Origin of the sequence: Aedoeadaptatus coli (genome assembly GCF_900343085.1) — a bacterium.
GTDB lineage: Bacteria > Bacillota > Clostridia > Tissierellales > Peptoniphilaceae > Aedoeadaptatus > Aedoeadaptatus coli.
This window is the reverse complement of the sequence record NZ_OPYI01000014.1, coordinates 11498-35951: the sequence shown is the minus strand read 5'-3', so window position 1 is coordinate 35951 and position 24454 is coordinate 11498. Positions and strand designations below refer to the sequence as shown.

Below are 24454 nucleotides of genomic sequence, written 5' to 3'. Positions count from 1 at the left end.
CGGACGGGTTTGCAGGGCCGATCTTTATTGGCAGAGGTCGATAAAGGAACCGTTTCTGCTACCTTTATTTTACCACTATTTAGATAAAAAGAGTTCAAGCATTATGCAGTCGGGAAGTAAACAGATTGTTTTTTGCGCTCTCGGTTGTTCTGCAGGCTTAGATTTAAATTTCCGGTTTTGGTAAAACCATGGCTTTAGGGAAAGGGCGCCGCTTTTTTAGTACCGGGATCGTCCTTCGGGTATAATACAAGTAAGGAGGGCTTATGGGCAGTGATTATATTCCCGCAAACGGGATGCGTATTTTTCAGAAGAAGGGCGTCTTTTCCTTCAGCATGGATTCCGTGCTTCTCGCAGCCTACGGCGAGAGTAAAGGCCGGGTGCTGGATCTGGGCTGCGGCAGCGGCTATTTGGCTTTAATGGCTACGAAGGATGCCGACGAGGTGGTGGCGGTGGATCGATCGAAGGAGGCTGTGGAGCTGGTGGAAAAAAGCGCCGCGGCAAACGGCGTTACCATTCACACGGCGGTGGGAGATTTCAGAGACTTGGATCTCGCGCCCTTTGATGTGATCTTTACGAATCCGCCATTTTACAGAGACAGCGTGAAAAACGACGACCCGTCTATTTCCGCGGCGAAGCATTTGGATCCGGACATGCGCTGGTTTTACGAAGCCGCCCGCTTTTTAAAGCCCGGGGGAAGGATCTACGGCATCGTGGACGTGGCGCGCTTTCAGGAAGTGATGGCGGATCTCACCGCGGCCAAGGTGGCGGTGAAGCGCATGCGGCCCGTGTATTGGAAGAAGGGCGAGTCGGCCCGGCGCATTCTTTTTGAAGGGGTCTCGGGCGGCGGTTGTTTTATGGTTCTGGAGCCCGCCCTTTACGTTTACGAGAAGGGCGCGTACAGCGAGGAGGTCGCAGGTTATTATGGCAGGTAAGGTGTATTTTTGTCCCACGCCCATCGGCAATTTGGAAGATATTACATTGAGGACCCTCAGGGTGCTGAAGGAAGCGGACGTGATTTTCGCGGAAGACACGCGGCACTCCCGGCCTCTTTTGAATCACTACGCCATTGCCACGCCCATGGAAAGCTACCACAAGTTTAACGAGGCGGAAAAAATCGCCGCCATTTTGGCGCGGCTGGATAACGGGGAAGATGTGGCGGTCATATCCGACGCCGGCATGCCAGGGGTGTCCGATCCCGGTGCCGTGCTCATGACGGCCCTTTTAAAAGAGGGCCGTCCCTACGAGGTGCTCCCCGGGGCCTGCGCCCACGTGAGCGCGTCGGTCATCGCCAATTTAGAAGAGGGCCGCTATCTTTTCTGGGGCTTTTTGCCGCAAAAGCACGGCGCCCGGGTGAAGACCCTGAAGGAGTTGAAGGATCTGCCCGTCCCCGTGATTTTCTACGAGGCGCCCCACCGCATCGAGAAATTCGCCCAAGATGTCATGGAGTCCATGGGCAATCGGGTGCTGATTTTTGTGCGGGAGATTTCGAAGATGTACGAGGAGCGCATCGAAACCACCGTGGAGGATTTTCTCACCAATATCGACGACTACACGATCAAGGGGGAATTTGCCGTGGTGCTCATGCCTCGGCGGGAGGAAGAGACCGTGGACATTCTCTCGGCTCTGAAGGAAAAGATCGACGAAGGCATGAGCCCTTCCAAGGCGGCGAAGGTGGTGGCCAAGGAGTGGAATCTGCCGAAGAATGTGGTGTATAAGGAGAGTTTGAAGCTTTGAATCAAGAAGATCTGCTGGCCTTTCGTCGGGAAATCGACGCGCTGAACGAGGCATTAAAGACGAAGTACGATCCCCTGTTTCAAAAGTCCGGGGCGGAATTTAAAAAGGATCTCACGAAAGACGTGGGCACGATCCACGCACTGAATCCCTTAAGCGAGGATGAGCTTCAAAAGGTGGGCCCCGTGGCCGGGGTGGACGGCTCGGTGATTCGCCAGGGCGGCGCCTATCCTCACTATGTGGAATTTTATCAGGGCCTGGCCCTGAGCATGCAGAAGAAGGAGCGGCGCATTCGCCGCATCTACACGCCCCTTCTCGCCGGAGACGACGCCGCGAGCGCGGAAAAGCTCCACGACCGCTACCTGGCCGAGGTGGAGCTGGAGGCGGCCATGGCCTTGGTGGAAGAGGAGGACGTGGCTGTCCTCATTATGGACGGTGGCCTGTTGCGCTACGCCATCAACTCTCCCGCCAAATGGGAAGAGCTGCGGGGCCTTTGCCTCGCTGAAAATACCCTCCTCGTCGGCGCCATAAAAGACATAAAGACAAGGGACATCGCCCGGCGCATGGGCCGGGGGCACGATTTTTACGACCGGGAATACCTGGCCGGAAAGCTGGACGTGGGCGAGCTCTTAATACTCGCGGAGGATGGAGACGAGGAGGAAAAGGGCAAGACCGCCGCGGGCCTCGTGGGGGCCTTCTACCGCCCCACCCGCCACTGGGAAGTGGTGGGGATGGACGTGCTCTCTGAACAAAAAGAGGCGCTGAATTTCCTCGCCCGCCTCCTCTACACCCTGACGCCGAAAAACGGCCGCGGCGTGCCCTTTTGGATCGACATCGTGGACAGGGAAGTGAAGGTCAAGCAGAAGGAAGTGCGCCTGATTTTGGAAGAGGCCATGGACCGCGAGATGATGGAGCGATTTTTCGTGTCGGAAAGAGATCGAAGAGTGTAAAAATGTGATGAAAGGAAAATGACATGAAGCGTTTTGAACGAGCAGCATTACTTATGGTACTCGCAATTGCCCTTTTGTTTTCATCGGCCCCGATTCGGGCGCAGGGAAATGAGCCGGTGCACGTCTATATTTTAATGGACGCCCAAGCGATGTTCCCCGAGGAAACCCGCTTTGCCGGCACGATTACAGATTTTGCCGAAAGAATTAAAAAGCAAAACCCGAAAAACCGCGTGTCCGTCGTAGTGAAAGGCGACGTCATGTCGAATGATACCTACGGGGATTTCTTCGGAAATTACAGCGGACTTCACCACCGCGTCAACCTCATTTACGGAAACGGCGAGTATACTTTTAAAGATGGTGTTGCTCGCGTGAAGGAGCTTCAAAAAAAGGACGACCCGAGTTACCGAAAGGTGCTCCTTATGATCGACAACGAATGCGATGTATTCAAGGCTGCCGATGGCGCCTTTATGTTTGTAACCAATGATTCGGACTATGCGCGATATGAAAATCTCGCGACCAGAGGTTTTATGGATACGATGAAAGTGGCGGAGCCCTTTTGCAAAAATCAGGAGGTCTATTCCGTTCGCTTTCCCATCTATACCGGTGACGGCGGACCGCAGGATTATGCGGCTTATACTTCAAAAACCTTCGATCTGAAAAGACGAATGGGTACGCTGATTCTTCACAGTCTCCAAAATCAAGGCTATTACGAAATGAGAGACTCGGATCCCGCCGAACTGGACAGGGTGTTGCGTCAATATGGAAAGAAAATACTTGAGGGCTCCAAAAAGCGCGTGCCGGCTCCCTACACGATCACCGAGCGCATCATCGCCGGCGGCGATAACGACCGCACCTACGATGTGTCCGTGACCGTGGAGAAAAAGCCCGAAGCGCGAAATGTGCGAAATCTGCGCTTTCAGCTGGCCCTCCCCACCGGCTATGAAATCGTAAAAGACAATATAGAAGCCGGCTACAGCACGACAAGTGAGGTAAAACTCGACGACATAAGCGGGAAGTACGCGGACATTCAGTGGAAAATTCGCTTCAGTGGAAGAACGCCCAAGGCCGGAGATAAAATCACCCTTACTTACACAAACGACGATTACCTGCCGGAGCGGGTAGTAAAACAATTGGACATTCGGCCCATGGTGCTTCGGGAAAATTACTGGAGTTTTCCGAATTTCGGCCATCTTGAAAACCACCGTTTTTCGAATGGTTATGTTCAATCCTTGTACGACAGCTTGCCGCCGAAAGACCGCAAGCTTATGGACAAGGGCATGAGAGAAAATGTCGGCGGCAATTGCTACGGCATGGCCTTTACGTCGATTTTGGCCAATGAGAACAAGCTGGATAAGGTAAAGTTTGAGCTGAGAGATTTCGATAATCGTCCCGTAAAAAATAGCGACCCCATCGCCAAAGTGAACAAGGAGAGCGCGAAGGACATTATCCACTTTTACCAATCGTCCCAAGGCTGGGCCGCGCCTCGGAAAAAGGCTTTTCGTGTAAAGAGCAATAAGGAAGGAATCCAAAAGCTCGTGCGATCCATGAAGGATGTGGAAAATAAAGCTGCGCCGCCGGTGCTCTTTTCCTACACCTATAAGGGGACGGATGGAAAGTATTGGGGCCACAGCCTCGTCATGTATCGCATGACATCCAGCGACAAGGCGGGCTACGATTACGTCATCGACTATTACGATTCCAACGAACCCGGCGCCTTGGGCAACACGAAGCTTTACGTTAATTCGAAAACCGGAAGCTTCACCTCCCCCTCGATCTCTTCGAATGTGGTGCGGATCAGCGCCATTGCGCCTCGCATCGATTCCCTGGATCCCTTCAATTTAAAGGAAGTGGCCGATGAAGACAGCGTGCTCTTTATTAAGCCGGGAACCGTCTTTCAATTGGAATCCTTCGAAAGCAAGAGACGCTGGGCCATCGATACGCGGAACATGGAAAATACGAATCTTCCCTGGAGCGTTCTTTCAGGGGGCAAAGGGGAAAGCTATTATATCGTCGTCCTTCCGGAGAAGGACGCCGGCTACGCCTTGCTTCCCGAAGAAGGGACCGTTCCCGTGGACGCCATGGTTTCCTACAAGGATCAGCTTCTGGTCGCCAAGGCGGAGGGGACGAAAGGATTGGGCTTTAAACCCGGCGGAAGCGTGGTTCTGGATAGCGCAAAAGGATCCGTGGAAGCGGAGTTTGTCCGCAACAACCCGAAGGGCAATGAAAAGAATTACTACGCCGTGAAGGGAAGGGCGAAAGGCACCGTCGCCTTTTATCAAACAAAGGACGGCTTAAAGGGCGAAGGAAACCTGGAGAATGTTCAGCTGCGCTACGGCGACGGAAAAAACCGAGAGGCGACGAAGCGGATCGATCGCTTTGACGGCGGCTACTTCGCCGGAGGAAATAACAGGGGCTTTCCCTTTACGGACGTGGCGGAAGAAAGCTGGTATTATCCCGCCGTGGGCTACGTCTACGAAAAGGGGCTTATGACGGGGATCCGCGCGGATAGTTTCAGCCCTGAAACGTCCATTACCCGGGCACAAATGGCGCAGATTATTTACAACATGGAAGGCGGCAAACAGGCGACGGGCCCCTCGTCATTTAAAGACGTCCCGAAAAGCCACTGGAGCTATGAGGCGGTAAGTTGGGCGAAGGATATGAATATCGTCGAGGGCTACGGAGACGGCAGTTTTAAACCCGACGCCCCCATTGCCCGCCAAGATGCGGTGGCCATTATGTACCGCTACAAGATGAAAAATGCGGGTGAGGCGGTTTCAAGAGAGAAGTTCGATGGATTTAAAGATCGGGACAAAGTGGCGAGTTACGCCGAAAAACCCATGGCTTGGGCTGTGGAAAAAGGCATTATTAACGGCGACAATCATAAGCGTTTAAATCCGAGAAGTCCCATGAAGCGGGCGGAAATGGCGCAAATCTTAAAAAACGGAGAGAAAATCTTCCGTTAAATGCAAATAGATGGGAGCGAGTGTGATGCAAATAAAAGTAGTGGGACTGACCAATCCCAGAGAAGTGACCGTAGGGAGTCGGGATCATAATTTCCGGGTGGCGGAATTTTTAATGATCGAAGATCCGGTGCAGGGGGCGATCCTCGGGGAAGTAGTGGAAGCCGAGACCTACAACCGCTTTATTCCCATGGACGTGGGCGGCGATTTCGTCGACGACGGGGTGCTTGCCTCTTTGCGGCAATTGGGCTACGACATTCACAACGAAACCATTTACGTGGCCAAGGTGCGCTTTTTGCACGAGACCCCCTACCCGCCCCTGACGGGCTCCGACGCAAGACCGCCGGAATTTTCAGAAATCAAGAGCCTTCTCGTGCCTACATCCCCGGATGAAGGCTTGATACTCGGGGCGATTCGCCATACAGATTACCTTTACGATGCCATGGAAGACAATCTCAAGGGCCTTTTTGCCCTCTACGAAGACGGCACGCAGCTTCCTCAAAAGGACGTGCCCTATGTACTGGACCTTCGGGCCATGCACCAGTACCCCCACATGGGGATTTTCGGCGGCAGCGGCAGCGGGAAATCTTTCGGCATGCGGGTGCTTTTGGAAGAGCTTATGGAAAAAAACGTGCCCGGCGTGGTCCTCGATCCCCACTACGAAATGGATTTTTCCAATGCAGCGGAAGGGGGAAAGAGCTACGAAAAGAGCCACCGGCGCTTTCAAATCGGCGTGGACATCGGCATCGACTTCAACTCCTTAAACGGCGGCGATTTAAAGACCATCTTAAACGCCGTGTCGGAACTTTCCGAGGCCATGAAGAGCACGGTGGATCTCTTGTTTAAAATCGACACGGGCCTCACGGGTTTTACGACGGTGCTCGAGGATTTAATCGAGGGCCACGAAGCCGGATCCGTGGACAAGATTCGCGAGATGACCATGGTGCCCTCGCCGGATCAAAAGAAATGGCAGCGGATTCAAAGCCGCTACGAGCGCTTCGGCAAAGCCACCAACATTTCCTCCCTTAGGGGGATTTTGTGGCGGCTCAAAAGCGTGGAGCGAGACGGCCTTTTTTCCGGCGACTCGAGGCCCGTGGAGGAGGCGATCTTCGACGGGAAGCTCGCCGTGATTCAAGGCTCGGTGAAGCTTATCCAAATGTATGCCACCTATCTCATTCGCAATCTCTACAAAAAGCGCCGGGACTATAAGGACGCCCAGTTCGTGCAGCCCGCAGGCGGCGATTACTTCCCGCCCTTTTTCGTGGTCACCGACGAAAGCCACACCTTCGCCCCCAAGGGCATCCCGGCCCCGTCGAAGAGCGTGCTTCGTGAAATCGCCCAAGAAGGGCGGAAGTACGGCGTGTTTTTGATCCTGGCCACCCAGCGGCCCACCTTGCTGGACGACACCATCACCGCTCAGCTCAACTGCAAGATGATCTACCGCACCGTGCGGGCCCAGGACATCGACACCATTCAGGGCGAGACGGACATTAGCGTGGAGGAATCCCGTCGCCTGCCCTATTTGCAAACCGGCGACGTGTTTATTTCCTCGTCTCATCTCGGCCGCACCACCTTCGCCCGCATTCGCATGGCGAGAACCACCTCGCCCCACACGGAAAATCCCTTCGACGAATTGAAAAAGGTGAAGACCGCCTCCCAAGACCGGCTCTTAAAGGCGGCGGCGGATTTCTTCCCCATTTCCGCGGCGAGCAATATTCTCTCTGTCTTGCCGGAGCTGGAGAAGCGGGGCCTGTCCTTTACGCGGGAAGGGCTTATCAGTGCCTTGGATCAATTGGCGGAGGAGGGAAAGATTAAGCGCAGCGTGGACTTTTTAGGAAACAGCAGATACGAGGCGATTCGATGAAGTACACCTACGACGACGTGGACGGCGTGGCGGCCTATCTGTTTCACCGCGGAGAAAACGCCGAGAGCTACGGGCTTTTCGGCCCCCACCGAAGAGACGGGGGGATTTCATTTACCCTCTACGCCCCTCGTGCGGAGAAAGTGGAATTCGCCGCCGCATCCAATGATTGGCAGGGCCTTCCCATGAAGCGGGATACGGCCACGGGCCTCTTTCAAATTACGGCGGATGTGCCGGAAGGGGACAGCTACAAATTTAAAATCTTGGGCGAGGGCGGCTGGACATGGAAGGCGGATCCCTTCGCCTTCAGCTCGGAAAAAATTCCCGGTACCGCCTCCGTGGCCGTGCCCCTGGAAGCCATTCCCGAAGGCGAGATTTTGGCGCCGCCCCTTTACTCCATTTACGAATGCCATTTGGGCAGTTGGATGCGCTCGGAAGACGACGATTTTTTAAACTACCGCGAGCTCGCCCACAAGCTCATCGACTACGTGAAGGAAATGAATTTTTCCCACGTGGAGCTCTTGCCCATTATGGAACATCCCTACGACGGCAGCTGGGGCTATCAGGCCACGGGATTTTTCTCCGCCACGGGCCGCTACGGCAGCCCCCAAGACTTCGCCTACTTTATTCGCTACGCCCACGAGAAGGGCATCGGCGTGATCCTGGATTGGCCCTGCGCCCACTTCTGTAAAGACGAACAGGGCCTGCGCTATTTCGATTCCACGCCCACCTACGAATCCGACGCCCCCTATTTTGCGGAAAACCGCATTTGGGACACCATGGCCTTCGACTTTACCAAGCCCCACGTGCGGAGCTTTCTCTACTCCTCCGCCGATTACTTCGCCCGTCTGGGCATCGACGGCATTCGCGTGGACGCCGTGAGCTACATGCTCTACAAAGGCTTCGGCGAAGAGGCCACGGACACGAAGGATCCCGCCAATGTGCGGGAAGAGAGCCTCTACTTTTTGAAAGAGCTCGTGGGCCGCATCAAGGCCCGCCACCCGAAGCTCTTAATGATCGCCGAGGAATCGGAAGATTTCCCGGGCCTTACGGCGCCCCAGGCATCCGGCGGCGTGGGCTTCGACCGAAAGTGGAACATGGGCTGGATGCACGACACATTAAAGTACATGGAGATGGATCCCATTTACAGAAAATACCACCACGACGCCCTCACCTTCCCCATGGTCTACGCCTTTAACGAAAGATACATCCTGCCCTTCTCCCACGACGAAGTGGTCCACGGAAAAAAGAGCATGTTGAATAAGATGTACGGCGGCTACGAGGAAAAATTTGCCCAGTTGCGGCTCCTCTACCTTTACATGGTGGCCCAGCCCGGGGAGAAGCTGCTCTTTATGGGCCAGGAATTCGGCCAGTTTAAGGAATGGGTGGATCACGAGGAATTGGAATGGTTTTTGTTGGACTACGACAGCCACAAAAGTCTCAAGGAATTTGTTCAAGCACTTCTTAAAATTCACAGAGACCATGCGGCCCTCTCGTGTCCCCTTCCCGCCTACGAGGGATTCAAGTGGCAGGCCGTGGACGAAAAAGAGGCCTCATCCATCGCCTTTTCCCGCATCGCCGAAGAGGAGGAGATTCTCGTGGCCTGTAATTTTACGCCGACGGAGACCACCCTCCGCCTGCCCCTCGAGGGGACATACCTGCGCCTCTTCGACACCCACATGAAAAAAGAAAGCCCCACGCCTGAAGATGGGTATTTATCCATTAAGCTATCGCCTTACGAGGGCAGTTATTTTATAAAAGAGTAAGGAGGCATTATGGACATTCAAAACGAAGTATTGGCCCTTTTGTTGGCAGGAGGACAAGGTTCTCGCCTGAAAGAGCTGACCAAGCACACGGCGAAACCGGCGGTGCCCTACGGCGGCAAGTACCGCATTATCGACTTCGCCCTATCCAACGCCGCCAACTCAGGCATTCCCACCATCGCCATTTTGACCCAGTACAAACCCCTGCAGCTCAACGAGCACTTGGGCGTCGGCGAGCCCTGGGACTACAACCACGCCCCGGCGGGGATGAAAATCCTCTCTCCCTACGCTTCGGAGGAAGGGGGCCGCTGGTTTACGGGAACGGCCAATGCTATTTACGAAAATCTCGACTACATCGACTCGGTGAATCCCCGCTACGTGGTGATTTTATCGGGCGACCACATTTATAAAATGGACTACATGGCCATGGTGAAGGAACACGTGGCCAAAGGCGCCGACGGCACCATTTCCGTCATCGAAGTGCCTTGGGAAGAGGCGCCTCGCTTCGGCATCGTCAACATCGACGAAGGGGGTCGCATCGAGGAATTTGACGAAAAGCCCGAGCATCCGAAAAACAACATGGCCTCCATGGGCATCTACGTCTTTACCTGGAAGGTGCTCCGGGAATACTTAATCGCCGACGAAGAGAAAGGCGAGAGCGATCACGATTTCGGCAAAAACATTTTGCCCACCATGTTAAGCGAGGGGCGCAGGCTCTACGCCTACCGCTTCGACGGCTACTGGAAAGACGTGGGCACCGTGCGCAGTTATTGGGAAAGCAATTTGGATCTTTTGAACCGCAAAAACAGTTTGCGCCTCTTGGACGGCGACTGGCGCATCTACACCAACAACGCCAACTTGCCGCCTCATCGCATCGGCAAAGAAGCCAAGATTTCCGAGGCGCTCATTAACGAAGCCTGCGAAATCTACGGCGATGTGACGAAATGCGTCCTTTTTTCCGGCGTCCGCATCGAGGAAGGGGCCACGGTGATTAATTCCGTGCTTCAATCCAATGTGGTGGTGAAATCAGGCGCACGGGTGGAAAATGCCATCGTCATGGAAAATATCACCGTCGGAGGCGATCAGGTCATCGGCGACAGCGCCACGGTGAGCTTGGTTTCCGAAGACGGCATACGAGTGGAATAGGAGTGAGTTATGTATTCGACATTGGGAATTATTGCGCCGACCTACGACGATTCGGCCTTCGACAGCTTGACCCGTTCGAGAAATCTATCCATGTTGCCCTATGGATGCCGCTACCGGCTCATCGATTTGCCCCTTTCCAATATGACCGCCCACGGCATTCGCTCCGTGGCCGTCTACACGGGAAAAAAGATTCGCTCCTACATGGACCATTTGAGCATGGGAGCACCGTGGAATTTAAATCGCCGCTTCAACGGCCTGTTTCTCTTTCCGCCGACAGTCAGCGAAGACGAGCTGAATAAGTACGGAGAAATGGCGGAGTTTCAAGCCACTGCGGAGTTTTTCGAGCGAGCCAAGGAGGAATATGTCCTCTACATGCGCCCGGGGATTTTAACGAAAGTAGACCTCACGGCCCTTCAGGAAAAACTTCTCGCCGAAGAGGCCGACGCCGCCGTGGTTTACAAGCAGGTGGAAGACGAGGCCATGGCCTACGCCGGGGCGCAGAGCCTGTTCTTCAACGAAGAAGGCGGTTTGGAAAATTTGGGCTACCACTTCGGCAGCGACAAAACCGTGAGCCTCTACATGAATATGATTCTTCTGAAAAAAGACATCTTCACTCTTTTGGTGCGAAAGGCGCTGGAGCGCGGCGACATTTCCACCATGGAAGATGTGCTCTTTAACTACAAAAAGAAACTCCGCATTATCGGCTACGAATACGAGGGCTTCTTCGAAAAAATCGACAGCGTGAAATCCTACTACGACGCCAATATGCGGCTCTTGGATCCCGATTACTTCGACGACGTCTTTTACAAAGGCGGCCGGGTCTACACCAAGACCAAGGACGAACCTTCCACCTTCTATACGAAAACCGGCGAGTCCGTCAACTCTCTTTCCGCTAACGGCGCCTACATCGACGGCTCCGTCACCAACTCCCTCATCTTCCGCGGCGTGGTCGTCGAAGAAGGGGCCGTGGTAAAAAATTCCATTATTATGCAGAAGTGCCGCATCGAAAAAGACGCCGTGGTAGTCAACGCCATATTGGACAAAAACGTCGTCGTCGGCGAAGGGGAACACCTTATCGGCTCCGCCCAATCCCCCTACGTGCTGGAAAAGAACCTGGAAATCGGTGAAAGCCGATGAACATCGTCTACTGTGCGGGGGAAGTGCACCCCTATTTAAAAACCGGGGGCCTGGCCGACGTCATGGGAGCCCTTCCGGGGGCCGTGAAAGGGCCTGAGGATACCGTGTCCGTGATCATGCCCCTCTACGGACAGATTCCCGAGACCTACAAGGCTGCCATGGACTACATCGGCTACGACTACATCCACATGGGTGGCGCGGACATGTACATGGGCGTCATGCACCTCAAAGAAAAGGGCGTTGACTACTACTTCATCGACGATCGGGATATGTTTTTCCGCGACAGAGTCTACGGGGAAGACGACGACGGCTATCGCTTCGCCTTTTTCTCCAAGGCCTGCGTGCGGCTCATGGCCTATTTGGACATGGTGCCCGATGTGGTTCACGCCAACGACTGGCACACGGGCCTGGTGCCCCTCTACGTGAGGGATTTCGCCAAGGGGGATCCGCGCTTTTCGAAGACCGCCACGATTTTCACCATTCACAACATTAACTACCAAGGCATCTTCGACGAGGCCGTCTTTTCCTACGCCGATTTAAGCCGGGACTACTTTACGGAAGAGGGCGTGAAGTATTACGACGGAGTGAACTTCATGAAGGCGGGGATTCAATTTGCAGACGTGGTGACCACCGTGTCGAAAACCTACGCCTGTGAGCTGGAAGATCCCGCCTACGGATTGGACATGGCCGGGCTTATTCGCCGCCACAAAGATAAAATGACGGGGATACAAAACGGCATCGACACCGAGGAATACGACCCGAAGAAGGATCCTTTGATCGTAAAAAATTACGACGCAAAGAATTTGAAGGCGAAGGAAGAAAATAAAAAGGCCCTGAAGGAGGAATACGGATTGGCGCCCGGGGATCGTCCCCTCTTTACCATCGTGAGCCGCCTCGTGGACATTAAGGGCATGGAGCTGGTTCTGGATGCGGCGGAAGCGCTCCTGAAAAAAGATCTGGACATTCTCGTGGTGGGCACGGGGGATGGGCGCATCGAAGAGGCCTTCCGCGCCCTGGCCCGGGCCCACGATAACTGTGCCGTGCGCATCGCCTTCGATTCCGCGGCGAGCCACCGCATTTACGCCGGCGGGGATTTCTTCCTCATGCCTTCCTTGACGGAGCCCTGCGGTCTGGCCCAAATGATCGCCATGACCTACGGCAATCTCCCCATCGTGCGGGAAACCGGCGGTTTGGCGGACACGGTGATTCCCTTCGACGAAGAGGGACGTGGCGGCGGCTACACCTTTAAGCGAGCCGAGTCCTGGGATCTTTTGGATGCCGTGGACCGGGCATTGGCCGACTACCATTCGCCTGCCGATAGCATCCACCGAAAAAGCGCCATGGCCCAAGATTTCAGCTGGAAGAGATCCGCGGCGGCCTATCGCGAACTCTATCAATCGGCGAGGAGCAAGCGATGAGCGCGAGGGAAGAGGACCTGGCGCGGAAAATGGAAGAAGCCATAAAAGGCGATGTGGAGGAGTTAAAGGCCTATCTCGCCGAAAAGCGGCAAGGGATTCGAAAAAAAGAATGGGGTTATCCCAATCCCGAGGCCGTCGTCGTCGGCGGCGATGAGGAAAAAATCGAGGGCCTGAAAGAAAGCGCCCGCGCCCTCTACGATGCCCTGAAAAATTGCCCCACTCTGGATGTGTCCGACGTGGTCGTGGCGGCGGAAGGGGCGGAAGATAAAGCGATCAATCTTGATCTTACCACGGGGCACAAAATAAAAGTCGTGCCGGAAGATGTGCTGCCGGACATTTACCTTACGGACGATCCCTACCGGGCGGCCCTTATGGCGGCCATGGATGCGGATGTAGTAAAAGATGTGGACCTTCTCCGCGATCTGCGGCGCTTCAGAAAAGAAGAAGAGGCTGCCCCCGGCGTGGGCTACGAATTTCACGTCTACGCACCGGAAAAAGAAGCCATGGCCCTCTACCTTTACGACGACGAATTTACCGTGGAACGCACCCGCATCCCTATGGAAAAGCGGGAAGACACCTTTTACGCCCAGATTCCCATGGAGCGCCTCCCCGTCTACTACAATTTCGGCGACGGCGAAGAAGAATTCGTGGATCCCTACGCCAAGGCCCTTTCCCTGAACGGCAGGCGGGGCTACGCCTTCGACGGCATCGAAAGTTATTTCTCCGGGGACTACGTGGAGAAAAAAGAGCATCCCGTGATCTACGAGCTCCACGTCAAGGACTTCACCTACGAGCTCGATGTAAAAAATCCCGGCACCTTCTCCGCCTTGGTTGAATCCGCCTCAGCAGGCGGCGAGGCTGCAGGCTTCGATCACCTGAAAAATCTCGGCGTGGACTACATCCACCTCATGCCCGTGCACAATTACCTCACGGTCTTCGAAGAGGCCGAATCGAAGCGAGATGATGAAAATTACAATTGGGGCTACGATCCAGACCACTACTTCGCCCTTGAAAACAGCTACGCCGTGGATCCCGCCGATCCCACATCGGCCCTCGCGGGCTTTGCGGCGCTGATTCGCGCCGCCCACGCCGCGGGCATCGGCGTTATTATGGACGTGGTGTACAATCATTTGTACCTCGGGGAAAAATCCTCTGTGGTCCGATTGAATCCTCGGGCCGTGCGCCGCTTCGAAGACGGCACACTGTCAAACGGCAGCGGCACCGGCACGGAAGTGGCCACGGAAGAGCCACACACGAGAAAACTGATTTTAGACAGCATCGAGTACTTTCAAAAACTCGGCGTGGACGGCTTTCGCTTCGATCTTTGCGGCCTGATGGACGATGAGACCATGGCCGAAATCGAGGCCGCCGTCTACGAAAGAAACCCTGCGGCCCTTCTCTACGGCGAGCCATGGATGGCCGATGAAAGCGCCTTGGACGAATCCCTGCGCCTGAAGACCGAGGCGCGGGCCACGGCCTTTTTCGACGACGACTACCGAAACGGCTTGAGAGGCGACAGCTTTTCGAAGACCATGGGCTGGATCGGCGGCGATTTTTCCGCCCAAGACCACCTCGTCAGCGCCCTTTCGGGGGGCGGCAAGCACGCAAACAATCTGGCCTACTTCTCCTGCCACGACGACCTCGTCCTCGGAGACTTTCTGGACGAGGCCATGGACGCACCGGAAGAAGAGAAAGAGCGTGCCGCCAAGTTGGCCTTCGCCGTGCTCCTCCTGACCCCGGGTCCCGTGCTCTTCGGCGAAGGCGACGAATACCTGCGCCGCCGCTACAAAGAAAATCCCTACGACGGCCCCGCCTCCGCCGTGGCCCTGCACTGGGAAGAACTTCTTGCGAAAAAAAGCCTGTCGAACTACGTGAAAGACCTGATCGAGCTGCGAAAAGGGACGGATCTTTCTCGACATGAAATTTCAGGGGATGAGCCGGGCCTTCTCCTTATAAAAAATGAAGGCCGAATCTTTGCCGTCAACGGCACCGACGAGGCGAAGGAAATAAAAGGCTTGGAAGAAAGAGAATACAAAATCATCTTCGACGAAAAGGGAAAGACCGACGAGGCACTTCGAGAACCCCTCGTCCCGCCGAAAAGCTTCATTGTAATAGAATAACAGTCAAACAAACGGGCATCATTCGGTGCTCGTTTTTTATTGCCTTCACCCTATTTTATCCCAGAAAAAAAGCGCCCCGCGGGACGCTTTTTCATTTTCTAAGAAGTCGTATGTGGCTCGATTAGAAACCGAGCTTTGCCATGCCTTGGTCTTGAACTTCTTTCAATGCCTTGTAGGAAATTTGCATTTGTTCTTGTTCTTTTTCGTTCAAGGGCACTTCGATGACTTTTTGGATGCCGCTTCGGCTCAAGACCACGGGGGTGCCCATGTAGATGTCTTCGCAGCCGTATTCGCCTTCAAGGTAAGCGCCTACGGTAATAATGGAGTGGGAGTCTTCGATGATGATGCGGCAGATCTTTGCGAGGACGGTGGCCACGCCGTAGTAGGTTGCGCCCTTGGCGTCGATAATGTGGTAGGCCTTGTCGCGAACGTCGGTGTAGATTTTTTTCTTGGCCCCTTCGATGTCGTCGGTTTTGTCGGCGAGCCATTCGTCTAAGTGGCGACCGCCGATGGAAGCTTGGCTCCATAAGGGGAAGGAGGTGTCGCCGTGTTCGCCCATGATGCTGGCGGAAACGTCGCGGGGATCAAGCTCCAGGTAGCGGGCGATTTCGTCGCAGAAGCGGGCAGAGTCTAAGGACGTGCCGGAAGAGATGACCCGTTCTTTCGGGAAGCCGGAGATTTTAAGCACGGCGTAGGTCAAGATGTCCACCGGGTTGGCGGCGACGAGGAAGATGCCGTTGAAGCCGGATTCCATGATTTGTTCCACGACGTCTTTGACGATGGCCAGGTTTTTGTGAACCAGGTCCAAGCGGGTTTCGCCGGGTTTTTGGGGTGCGCCTGCGGTAAGTACGACGATGTCGGCATCGGCGCAGTCGCTGTATTCGGCGGCGTAAATGGTCTTTGCGGAGTTGTAGGTCAACGCGGCGGTTAAGTCCATGGCGTCGCCTTGGGCCTTTCTCGTGTTCACGTCGATGATGCCCAGTTCGCGGCCCAGGCCCTTTAAGGTCATGGCGAATGCGAAGGAAGAGCCGACGGAACCGTCGCCGACGAGAATTACTTTTGCGTTCGGGTTTTGAATCATATTGCTCATGTGAAGAACCTCCTGAATCGTTATTATCTTTTCAATTAATTTTCATTATAGACGACGAAAGGCAAAAAGGGAAGGGTAAAAACGGAAAATTTATTTTTTGGGAGAAATAATAAGGTCGACAAAATAATAAATAAAAAATGGGTAATAATCACGTAAATTAAGAGAAAAATGCAAAGCACAATGTCCGAAAATTTCCGAAAAGCGGTGGATTTTGTATTTTTAAAGTGCAAGAAGGGTAAGATTGAATTAAAAATCTCCGAGAAAAAGTTTTCTTTTTGCCTGCAGAATCCTCGGATTTTATAAAAAAGACCGCTTAAATTCAAGGCCGTGGGGTAAGTTCTTAATACATGATTTGAGAACGGGCGAAAATAATCGAGGAATTTTGTATTTTTTCGAAAAAACAAAAGGTGGAATGCCTTTACAACGGTAAAAGCCTGTGTTATAGTAAAACTATACGTAAGAGGTGCAGTTTACTGTACCGGCTTTTTCTCGGCCGTTCGTATGCATTGTCGTCTCTGTCATTGATTGCAAGGAGGAAATATGTTATTCAAAACCAACGAAGCGCACGAGGCGCTTAGAAAGAAAGTTCGCGAGTTCGCGGAAACCGTTGTCGCACCGGTCGCTTTTGAGCTTGACCGCGAAAACAAATTCCCGGAAGATATCGTGGCGCAAATGGCCGATTTAGGCATTATGGGTCTTCCCACCGCTGAAGAATACGGCGGTGCAGGGGCCGATGTCATTTCTTACGCCATTGCCGTAGAAGAGTTGGCCCGCGTGGACGGCGGCGTCGGCGTTATTTTATCGGCGCACACCTCCTTGGGTACTTATCCCATCGATCACTTCGGTACGGAAGAACAAAAGCAAAAATACCTGGTTCCCTTGGCAAAGGGCGAAAAGCTCGGCGCCTTCGGTTTAACGGAAACCAATGCCGGTTCCGACGCCGGCGGAACGGAAACCACCGCTGTTTTAGACGGAGATCACTACATTTTAAACGGACAAAAGATCTTCATCACCAATGCGCCGGCCGCTGACACTTACGTCGTCTTTGCCGTTACCACACCGGACATCGGCACCCACGGCATCAGTGCTTTTATCGTAGAAAAAGATTTTGAAGGCTTCACCTTCTCCGATCACTACGACAAATTAGGCATTCGTTCCTCCACCACGGCGGAACTCCACTTCAACAATGTCCGCGTACCGAAAGAAAACCTCTTAGGCAAAGAAGGCAAGGGCTTTAACATCGCCATGGCCACCTTGGACGGCGGCCGCATCGGCATCGCCGCACAAGCTTTGGGTATCGCTCAAGGGGCTTACGAACACGCCCTGGCTTACGCGAAGGAACGGATTCAATTCGGTCAACCTTTGGCAGCTAATCAAGGTATTTCCTTTAAGCTGGCCGACATGTACACGAAGATCGACGCAGCTCGTCTGTTAATCTATCGCGCAGCGGAAATGAAGACCAATGGCGAACGCTACGGCCTCCAAGCAGCTGAAGCGAAGATGTTCGCCTCCGATATGGCTCTTGAAGTGGTCAACGACGCTCTGCAAATTTACGGCGGCAGCGGCTTCATGAAGGGCATGGAAGTGGAACGCGCTTACAGAGATGCGAAGATTACCACCATCTACGAAGGCACCAACGAAATTCAACGCGTCGTCATCGCAGCCAATATTATCGGCAAGGCCGCTCGTTCTTCCGGCGGCGGCAAGAAGAAAGCGGGTAAAGGCCCCATCACCGGCATCCGCAAGAAAGAAATTTTCGACAGCGACAATCAAGAAGAAAATGTCAAGAACCTCATCGCCGCGCTGGAAAAAGACGGCTACGACTTCAGCGTCGGCATCGACTTAATGACACCCATCGTCGATGCAGAACGTGTGGTCTCCATGGGTAAAGGCTTTAACGGCAACAGAGACTTGGCCGAAGATTTGGCACGCGCATTCGGCGCAGCCATCGGTTCTTCCCGTCCCGTCGCAGAAACCGACAAGGTTCTTCCCATCGAACGCTACGTCGGTATGTCCGGTCAAAAATTCCGCGGCAACCTCTATGTGGCCTGCGGTATCTCCGGTGCCGGCCAACACTTAAAGGGCATTAAAGACGCCGCAACCATCGTGGCCATTAACAATGCCCCCAACGCCATGATCTTCAAAAGCTGCGACTACGGTATCGTCGGCGACATCGAAGAAGTTGCACCTCTGATTATCGAAGCCTTGGGTACGGAAGGCAAGGGCGAAGCACCTGAAATGGTCAAGATGAAACGCTCCAAACCGAGAAAGACCGCACCGAAAGACGACATCTACGTCTGCCAAGGCTGCGGCTACGAATACAATCCCGAACGCGGCGACGAAGAAAGCGAAATCGAAGAAGGAACGCCCTTCGACAAATTGCCTGAAGAATACATCTGCCCGAAATGCGGCGAAGAAAAAGACAATTTCATCAAGGTCGATTTCCCCGAAGACCGTACCTTTAAATAAGCATTAGGAGGTAAGTAATGTATACCGTAAGAAAAGTAACCGAAGATTTATACTGGGTAGGCGCCAACGAACACCGCCTGCACCTGTTTGAAAATATTCACCCGATTCCCCGTGGCGTCAGCTACAACTCCTACCTGCTTATGGACGAAAAAACCGTCCTCTTCGACACGGTAGACTGGGCTGTATGCCGGGAATTCTTAAACAATATCGAACACGTCTTGGACGGCAGAGATCTGGACTACGTGATTATTAACCACTTGGAACCGGACCACGCCGCATCCCTGGACGAAGTGTTGATTCGCTACCCCAATGCCAAAGTCATTTCCAACGAACGGGCCTTCATGATGATGCGCCAATTCGGCTTCGACATCGACGGCAAGGAAATCGAAGTAGCCGAAGGCGACGCCATGAGCTTCGGTCAACACGAAATCACCTGGGTCGCAGCACCAATGGTACACTGGCCTGAAGCCATGGTCAGCTTCGACACCACCAACGGCGTCCTCTTCTCCGCCGACGCCTTCGGATCCTTCGGCGCATTGGACGGCAAGCTCTTTGCCGATGAAGTGAACTTCGATCGCGATTGGATCGACGACGCCCGCCGCTACCTGACCAACATCGTCGGCAAGTACGGCCCCCACGTTCAAGACCTTCTGAAAAAAGCCGGCACCATCGACATTAAGATGATCTGCCCCTTGCACGGACCGGTCTGGAGAGAAGATCTGGGCTACTTTATCGAAAAATACGACAAATGGTCTCGCTACGAACCGGAAGAAGACGGCGTGCTCTTGGTTTACGCCTCCATGTACGGCAACACGGAATACGCCGCACAATGCTTGGCTACCAAGCTTTGCGAACGTGGCATGACCAACATCCACATGTACGACGTGTCCAAAACCCACGTCAGCTACCTGGTATCGGAAGCTTTCCGCTTAAGCCACATCGTCTTGGCATCGGTAACCTATAACCTGGAAATCTATCCCGTGATGCACCAATTCTTGGAAGAAATTCGTATGCTGAACCTGCAAAACCGTACCGTCGGCATTATCGAAAACGGCACATGGACACCCCAAGCCGGTACCCTCATGGAAGAATTCCTGGACAAAAACATGAAACTCATGGACGTCCTGGGCGGCGAAGTCACCGTAACTTCTTCCCTGAACGACTCCACGGAAAAAGAATTAGATGCCTTGGCCGACTCCATTATCGAATCCTTCGAAAAAATCAAGGAAGAAAAAGAAAAAGCACAAGCATAAGCTTAGATCAAAAAGTCCGATCCTACGGGGTCGGGCTTTTTTATGTGCTTTTCCATGAAAAAAACCACCGGATGGCGGTGGTTTTGATTGATTTAATCCTTATAGAGTACCCCTTCATTTTCTGCGCCGGAGATCGTCCAAGTCTTATAGCCGTCAATATTGTCGGGGTTTTCATCGGATCTGTACGTCTTATTGTATTGACTGTAAATCAAGTAATCGTAATCATTTCCCTCTTTATCTTTGTCGGAATAAATGTACAACTCAAAATCGGAGGGTCGAGCGCCGCCCCAATATTTATCGCCGATTTTCTGCATGAATGCCACATCGACTAAGTCCTTAAAATCCTTCATAATGGATATCAGTTTTTCTTTTTCCAAGGGACCCTCATAGACCATCTCCGCTCTCAAAGTGGGCCTTCGAAAGTAGAACTTTAAATCTTTTATATGTTCGTCGGACCGGCACATGGTTTCTGTAAATTGCCTGACCTCTTTCATGTGCACTCTTTTATCCGGATTACATTCCACGAGGATTAGTAAAAGGGCGGAAAGAATGATGCCGGCAAGAAAAAACTTTTTTTTCATCGAAAACCTCCGAATGTTCCATGAAAAGTTGACGGGACGAAATGTTAAAGGGCGATGCACATCTTTATTTTTCAATTATACTATATATTAGTGAATGATGGCTTTATCGATCACGCGCCCCCGGTGGCGGATCGGGCTTTTTTGTTGTGGAAATTTTTCCCGCCAAGGGGATTTTTTCGCGGCGAAGGGAGAAAAAATCGTGGTATAATAGCCGAACTTGGAGGGTTTATGAAGAATAAAATTTACATTACCGGACACAAGAATCCGGACACGGACAGCATCGCATCGGCCATCGCTCTGGCGGAATTGAAAAACAAAACGGGCCATCAGGCGGAGCCCATTCGCTTAGGGGAAATCAGTCGGGAAACGGCCTTCGTCTTGAATTACTTCGGCGTAGAGGCGCCGAGGCTCAAGACGTCCATTACGCCGCAAATTCGCGACCTGGATATGGACGGGGCCTACTGTGTAAATCCCGAACTTTCCATGGCCGGCGCCATGGAAATTATGCAGAAAAACAATATGTCTTCTCTGCCCGTGGTGGACGGGGAGGAAAATTTAGTCGGCATCGTGAGCCTTTCGAATATCGCCGCCTCCTACATGGAAATTTGGGACGATCGCATCATGGGCCGCTCGGACACGGGCCTGGAAAACATCAAGGACGTTTTAAAGGGCCGGTGGCTCCATTTGCCGGAGGTGCCGCGGCCTTTGACCGGGAAGATGGCCATTAAAGCCATTAAGAATCAAAACCTTATCGAGGAAGGAGATGTGGTCATCGTCGGCGACGACGTGGACGATCAAAAGGCATCCATTGAGAAAAATGTCTCCCTTTTGATCCTTACCATCTCCACTGAATTGGACGAGAACCTGTTGGCCCTGGCGAAAGAGCGAAATGTGGCCGTGATTTCTACGGGCCTTTCCACCTTTATGGTGGCGCGGATTTTGCCTCAGGCCGTCCCCGTCGGCCACGTCATGACGAAAGAAAATTTGGTGGTCTTTCATAAAGACGACTTAATCGACGAGGTGCGGGAGAAAATGGCGGAGTCCCGCTTCCGCTCCTATCCCGTCTTAGACGACAAACATCGCGTGGTGGGGAGCATTTCCCGCTACCATTTGATTACGGATTTAAAGAAGAAGATTATTCTCGTGGATCACAACGAGCGTAATCAATCCATCGACGACTTGGACAGCGCGGAAATTTTGCAGATCGTGGACCATCACCGAGTGGCCAATGTGGCTACGGCATCGCCTATTTACTTCAGGAACGAACCCGTGGGTTCCACGGCCACCATCGTCTCGAAAATGTATTTCGAAAACGGCATCGTGCCGTCGAAGCGCGTGGCCGGGCTGTTGTGTGCCGCCATTATTTCCGACACGCTTCTGTTCCGCTCCCCCACGTCCACTGCGACGGACCGCTACATTTTAGATAAAATGAGCAAAATAGCCGCTTTGGACGTGGAGGATTTTGCCATGAAAATGTTCAAGGCGGGCACCGGTCTGGAAGGGAGAAAGCCGGAAGAGCTTTTAAACACCGACGTAAAAAACTTTACCTTCGACGGATCCGTGGTGCGCATAAGCCAAATCTTTACCATGGATTTAGAGAGCATCGCCTCGGTGGAAGCGGATCTGAAGGCGGCCATGGAGGCGACCATTCAAAAAGAAGATGCGTCGTCTTACGTCTTAATGATTACCGACATTTTCAGCGAACTTTCCGAGGTCATCGTCGTGGGGGACTATAAAGAAGCCCTGGCCCGCCAATTCGGCGCGGCCCTCGAAGGCGACAAATTTACGGCAAAGGGGCTTCTGTCTCGAAAGAAGCAAATGGTGCCCAAGCTCGGCGCCGCCGTGAGTGAAAGTCGTTAAGGGAAGCGGGGCGGATTTTTCGTCCGTGCCCAATGAAAAAAGGGTGTAAATTACTAAATTTATAAGACAATTAGGGCAAAGTGTTTAGATTTCGAACACTTTGCCTTTTTTGCATGTACGAAAACGGGACTTTTACAGATAGGATAAAGGTGGAGGTGAGTCAATGAAACGATTAAAAAAAGTTAGGCAAATGTACACCCTGTTTTCCGTCGGGCTGATCTTATTAGGTGCCATGCTCTTAATATGGCCGAACATGGCCGCCGACGTCTTTTTCAAGATCATCGGCGTCTTGCTCGTGCTCTTCGGCATCGTCAAGCTCGTGGGCTATTTCTCGCCGGATTCCATGGAGCTTGCCTTTCAGTTCGACTTCGCCATGGGCATCGCCTCGGCCCTCTTGGGACTGGTTATGCTGTTTCGGACGAATCAGCTTCTGGACATCGTCGTCATCGCAATCGGCCTGTTTATGATTCTGGATGCCCTGCTCAGGGTGCAAACGGCGTTGGATGCGCGGCGCATGGGCATCAGGCGCTGGCGCATGCTGTTGATTATGGCTTTGTTGACCGCCGCCTGCGGGGTCTTGCTCTTTATGAAGCCGACCCAAGCCACGGGAGCCCTGGTCATGTTGGTGGGGCTGAACTTAATGATCGATGGTCTGCTCAATCTCTTCGTTGTGCAGTGCACCGTTTCCACCTTTAGGAGGTAAATATGGGTAAATTAACACACGCATCGGCACGAAAAGCAGCCGGACTCGGCGTCGATGTTATTTTAAAGAAAGTCAATAAAAAGGATCGAAACGAGGAAATGCTGAAGCTCGTGGACCTCATGGAAAAATTCATGGAAGGCGACGAGCTCGCCCTGGATTACGATTGGATTCGCGGGCTCGTCGGCGACGAAAACACAGCCTTGAACGGCTACTTAAACCGCGCCTTCGACGAATTGGATCCCAATGTGGTCAAGACCACGGTGTTAAACCTGGGGTTTGAAGCCATGCTTTCCGGCACGAAGACCATGCACGCCATGCGAAAAGAGCACGGATGCAATATTCCCTGGCTTATCTTAATGGACCCGACCAGCGCCTGCAATCTCCACTGCACCGGCTGCTGGGCGGCGGAATACGGCAACAAATTAAATCTGAGCTACGACGACTTGACCAAAGTGGTGAGAGAAGGCAAGGAGCTGGGGATTCATTTCTACATGTTTACCGGCGGCGAACCCTTGGTGCGAAAAGGTGATATTATTAAGCTTTGCGAGGAGCACCGCGACTGTCAATTCCTGGCCTTTACCAACGGCACCTTGGTGGACGATGCCTTCTGCGAAGAAATGAAGCGGGTAGGCAATTTAATGCTGGCCATCAGCTTGGAAGGCTCGCCGGAAGTCAACGACCTGCGCCGAGGCGAGGGGGTCTACGAAAAAGTCATGGCCGCCATGGATCGCCTGAAGAAAAACGGCCTGATCTTCGGCACCTCCATTTGCTACACCTCGAAAAACTGCGAGTCCGTCACGGATAAAGAGTTTATTCAGCTCATGGTGGACAAAGGCTGCCGCTACGCCCTGTATTTCCACTACATGCCCGTAGGCAACGACGCGTCGGTGGAACTTCTGCCCTCTCCCGAACAACGGGTGGCCACGAAAAATCGCATTCGGGCCATCCGCAATCTGACCCACGGGGAAGGCCTCTTTACCATGGACTTCCAAAACGACGGGGAATACATGGACGGCTGCATCGCCGGCGGACGAAACTACTTCCACATCAACGCCAACGGCGACGCGGAGCCCTGCGTGTTTATTCACTACTCCAATGCCAATATCCACGACTCCTCCCTCTTGGAAATCTTGAAGAGCCCGCTGTTTATGGCTTACCACGACAATCAACCCTTTAACGACAATCACTTGCGGCCCTGCCCCATGCTGGAAAATCCGGAAATTCTTCAGCGCCTGGTAAAAGAAACCGGCGCCGTGTCCACGGATCTGCAGTCGCCGGAATCGGCAGAACACCTTTGCGGCAAATGCGAAGGCTACGCAAGCAGCTGGAAGCCCGTAGCCGATCGCCTGTGGCAGGAAGAAAAGCAGGCGGAAGGAAAATAAGCCGCGGGTAGGGCGCCGATAAAAAAGGAG

General features: G+C 53.3%; 17 protein-coding genes. 15 read left to right on the top strand and 2 right to left on the bottom strand.

Annotated features, from left to right (window positions below; all coding sequences use genetic code 11):
* Positions 1–263 precede the first annotated feature (263 nt).
* Genes DG046_RS07995 through DG046_RS07950 form a run of 10 tightly spaced genes read left to right on the top strand, consistent with a single transcriptional unit; the run spans position 264 to position 15086 of the window.
* A complete protein-coding gene (locus DG046_RS07995; protein ID WP_108831985.1) occupies positions 264–932 on the top strand; it encodes a tRNA1(Val) (adenine(37)-N6)-methyltransferase in 669 nt (222 codons plus the stop codon).
* Positions 922–1734, top strand: coding sequence for a 16S rRNA (cytidine(1402)-2'-O)-methyltransferase (gene rsmI, locus DG046_RS07990; RefSeq protein WP_108831984.1), 813 nt, complete (start codon positions 922–924; stop codon positions 1732–1734). Before DG046_RS07995 ends, rsmI begins: the two co-directional genes overlap by 11 nt.
* Entirely contained in the window at positions 1731–2681 is a 951-nt protein-coding gene (locus DG046_RS07985; RefSeq protein ID WP_108831983.1) for a DNA double-strand break repair nuclease NurA, read from the top strand. Before rsmI ends, DG046_RS07985 begins: the two co-directional genes overlap by 4 nt.
* Before the next feature lie 23 nt (positions 2682–2704).
* Positions 2705–5644 (top strand): S-layer homology domain-containing protein, encoded by a 2940-nt coding sequence (locus DG046_RS07980; RefSeq protein WP_108831982.1) that lies wholly within the window; start codon positions 2705–2707, stop codon positions 5642–5644.
* 25 nt (positions 5645–5669) lie between these two features.
* Positions 5670–7505, top strand: coding sequence for an ATP-binding protein (locus DG046_RS07975; RefSeq protein ID WP_234411488.1), 1836 nt, complete (start codon positions 5670–5672; stop codon positions 7503–7505).
* Entirely contained in the window at positions 7502–9268 is a 1767-nt protein-coding gene (gene glgB / locus DG046_RS07970; RefSeq protein WP_108831981.1) for a 1,4-alpha-glucan branching protein GlgB, read from the top strand. Before DG046_RS07975 ends, glgB begins: the two co-directional genes overlap by 4 nt.
* A 9-nt stretch (positions 9269–9277) precedes the next feature.
* A complete protein-coding gene (locus tag DG046_RS07965) occupies positions 9278–10411 on the top strand; it encodes a glucose-1-phosphate adenylyltransferase (protein WP_108831980.1) in 1134 nt (377 codons plus the stop codon).
* A 9-nt stretch (positions 10412–10420) separates the two neighbouring features.
* Positions 10421–11548, top strand: a complete 1128-nt coding sequence (glgD, locus tag DG046_RS07960) for a glucose-1-phosphate adenylyltransferase subunit GlgD (protein WP_108831979.1) — start codon at positions 10421–10423, stop codon at positions 11546–11548.
* Complete coding sequence (locus DG046_RS07955; protein ID WP_108831978.1) at positions 11545–12966, top strand: glycogen synthase; 1422 nt, start codon at positions 11545–11547, stop codon at positions 12964–12966. The genes glgD and DG046_RS07955 overlap by 4 nt, the downstream gene beginning before the upstream one ends.
* A complete protein-coding gene (locus tag DG046_RS07950) occupies positions 12963–15086 on the top strand; it encodes an alpha-amylase family glycosyl hydrolase (RefSeq protein WP_108831977.1) in 2124 nt (707 codons plus the stop codon). Before DG046_RS07955 ends, DG046_RS07950 begins: the two co-directional genes overlap by 4 nt.
* A gap of 121 nt (positions 15087–15207) precedes the next feature.
* Here the strand turns inward: DG046_RS07950 and DG046_RS07945 are convergent, their stop codons facing one another.
* Complete coding sequence (locus DG046_RS07945) at positions 15208–16167, bottom strand: L-lactate dehydrogenase (RefSeq protein WP_108832003.1); 960 nt, start codon at positions 16165–16167, stop codon at positions 15208–15210.
* Positions 16168–16716: 549 nt separating this feature from the next.
* Here DG046_RS07945 and DG046_RS07935 point away from each other — a divergent pair.
* Positions 16717–18645, top strand: a complete 1929-nt coding sequence (locus DG046_RS07935) for an acyl-CoA dehydrogenase family protein (protein ID WP_108831975.1) — start codon at positions 16717–16719, stop codon at positions 18643–18645.
* Between the two features lie 17 nt (positions 18646–18662).
* Complete coding sequence (locus DG046_RS07930; protein ID WP_108831974.1) at positions 18663–19898, top strand: FprA family A-type flavoprotein; 1236 nt, start codon at positions 18663–18665, stop codon at positions 19896–19898.
* 92 nt (positions 19899–19990) lie between these two features.
* Here the strand turns inward: DG046_RS07930 and DG046_RS07925 are convergent, their stop codons facing one another.
* Entirely contained in the window at positions 19991–20479 is a 489-nt protein-coding gene (locus DG046_RS07925) for a hypothetical protein (protein WP_108831973.1), read from the bottom strand.
* A gap of 228 nt (positions 20480–20707) precedes the next feature.
* Between DG046_RS07925 and DG046_RS07920 the strand changes: the two genes are divergently transcribed.
* The 3 genes from DG046_RS07920 to DG046_RS07910 all read left to right on the top strand — a co-directional run bounded on the left by DG046_RS07920 (position 20708) and on the right by DG046_RS07910 (position 24424).
* Complete coding sequence (locus tag DG046_RS07920; protein ID WP_108831972.1) at positions 20708–22339, top strand: putative manganese-dependent inorganic diphosphatase; 1632 nt, start codon at positions 20708–20710, stop codon at positions 22337–22339.
* Between the two features lie 163 nt (positions 22340–22502).
* Positions 22503–23042, top strand: a complete 540-nt coding sequence (locus DG046_RS07915) for an HdeD family acid-resistance protein (protein ID WP_108831971.1) — start codon at positions 22503–22505, stop codon at positions 23040–23042.
* A gap of 2 nt (positions 23043–23044) precedes the next feature.
* Positions 23045–24424 carry a radical SAM/SPASM domain-containing protein gene (locus DG046_RS07910; RefSeq protein ID WP_108831970.1) on the top strand — a complete coding sequence of 460 codons (1380 nt, stop codon included), beginning with the start codon at positions 23045–23047 and terminating at the stop codon, positions 24422–24424.
* Positions 24425–24454: the final 30 nt, after the last annotated feature.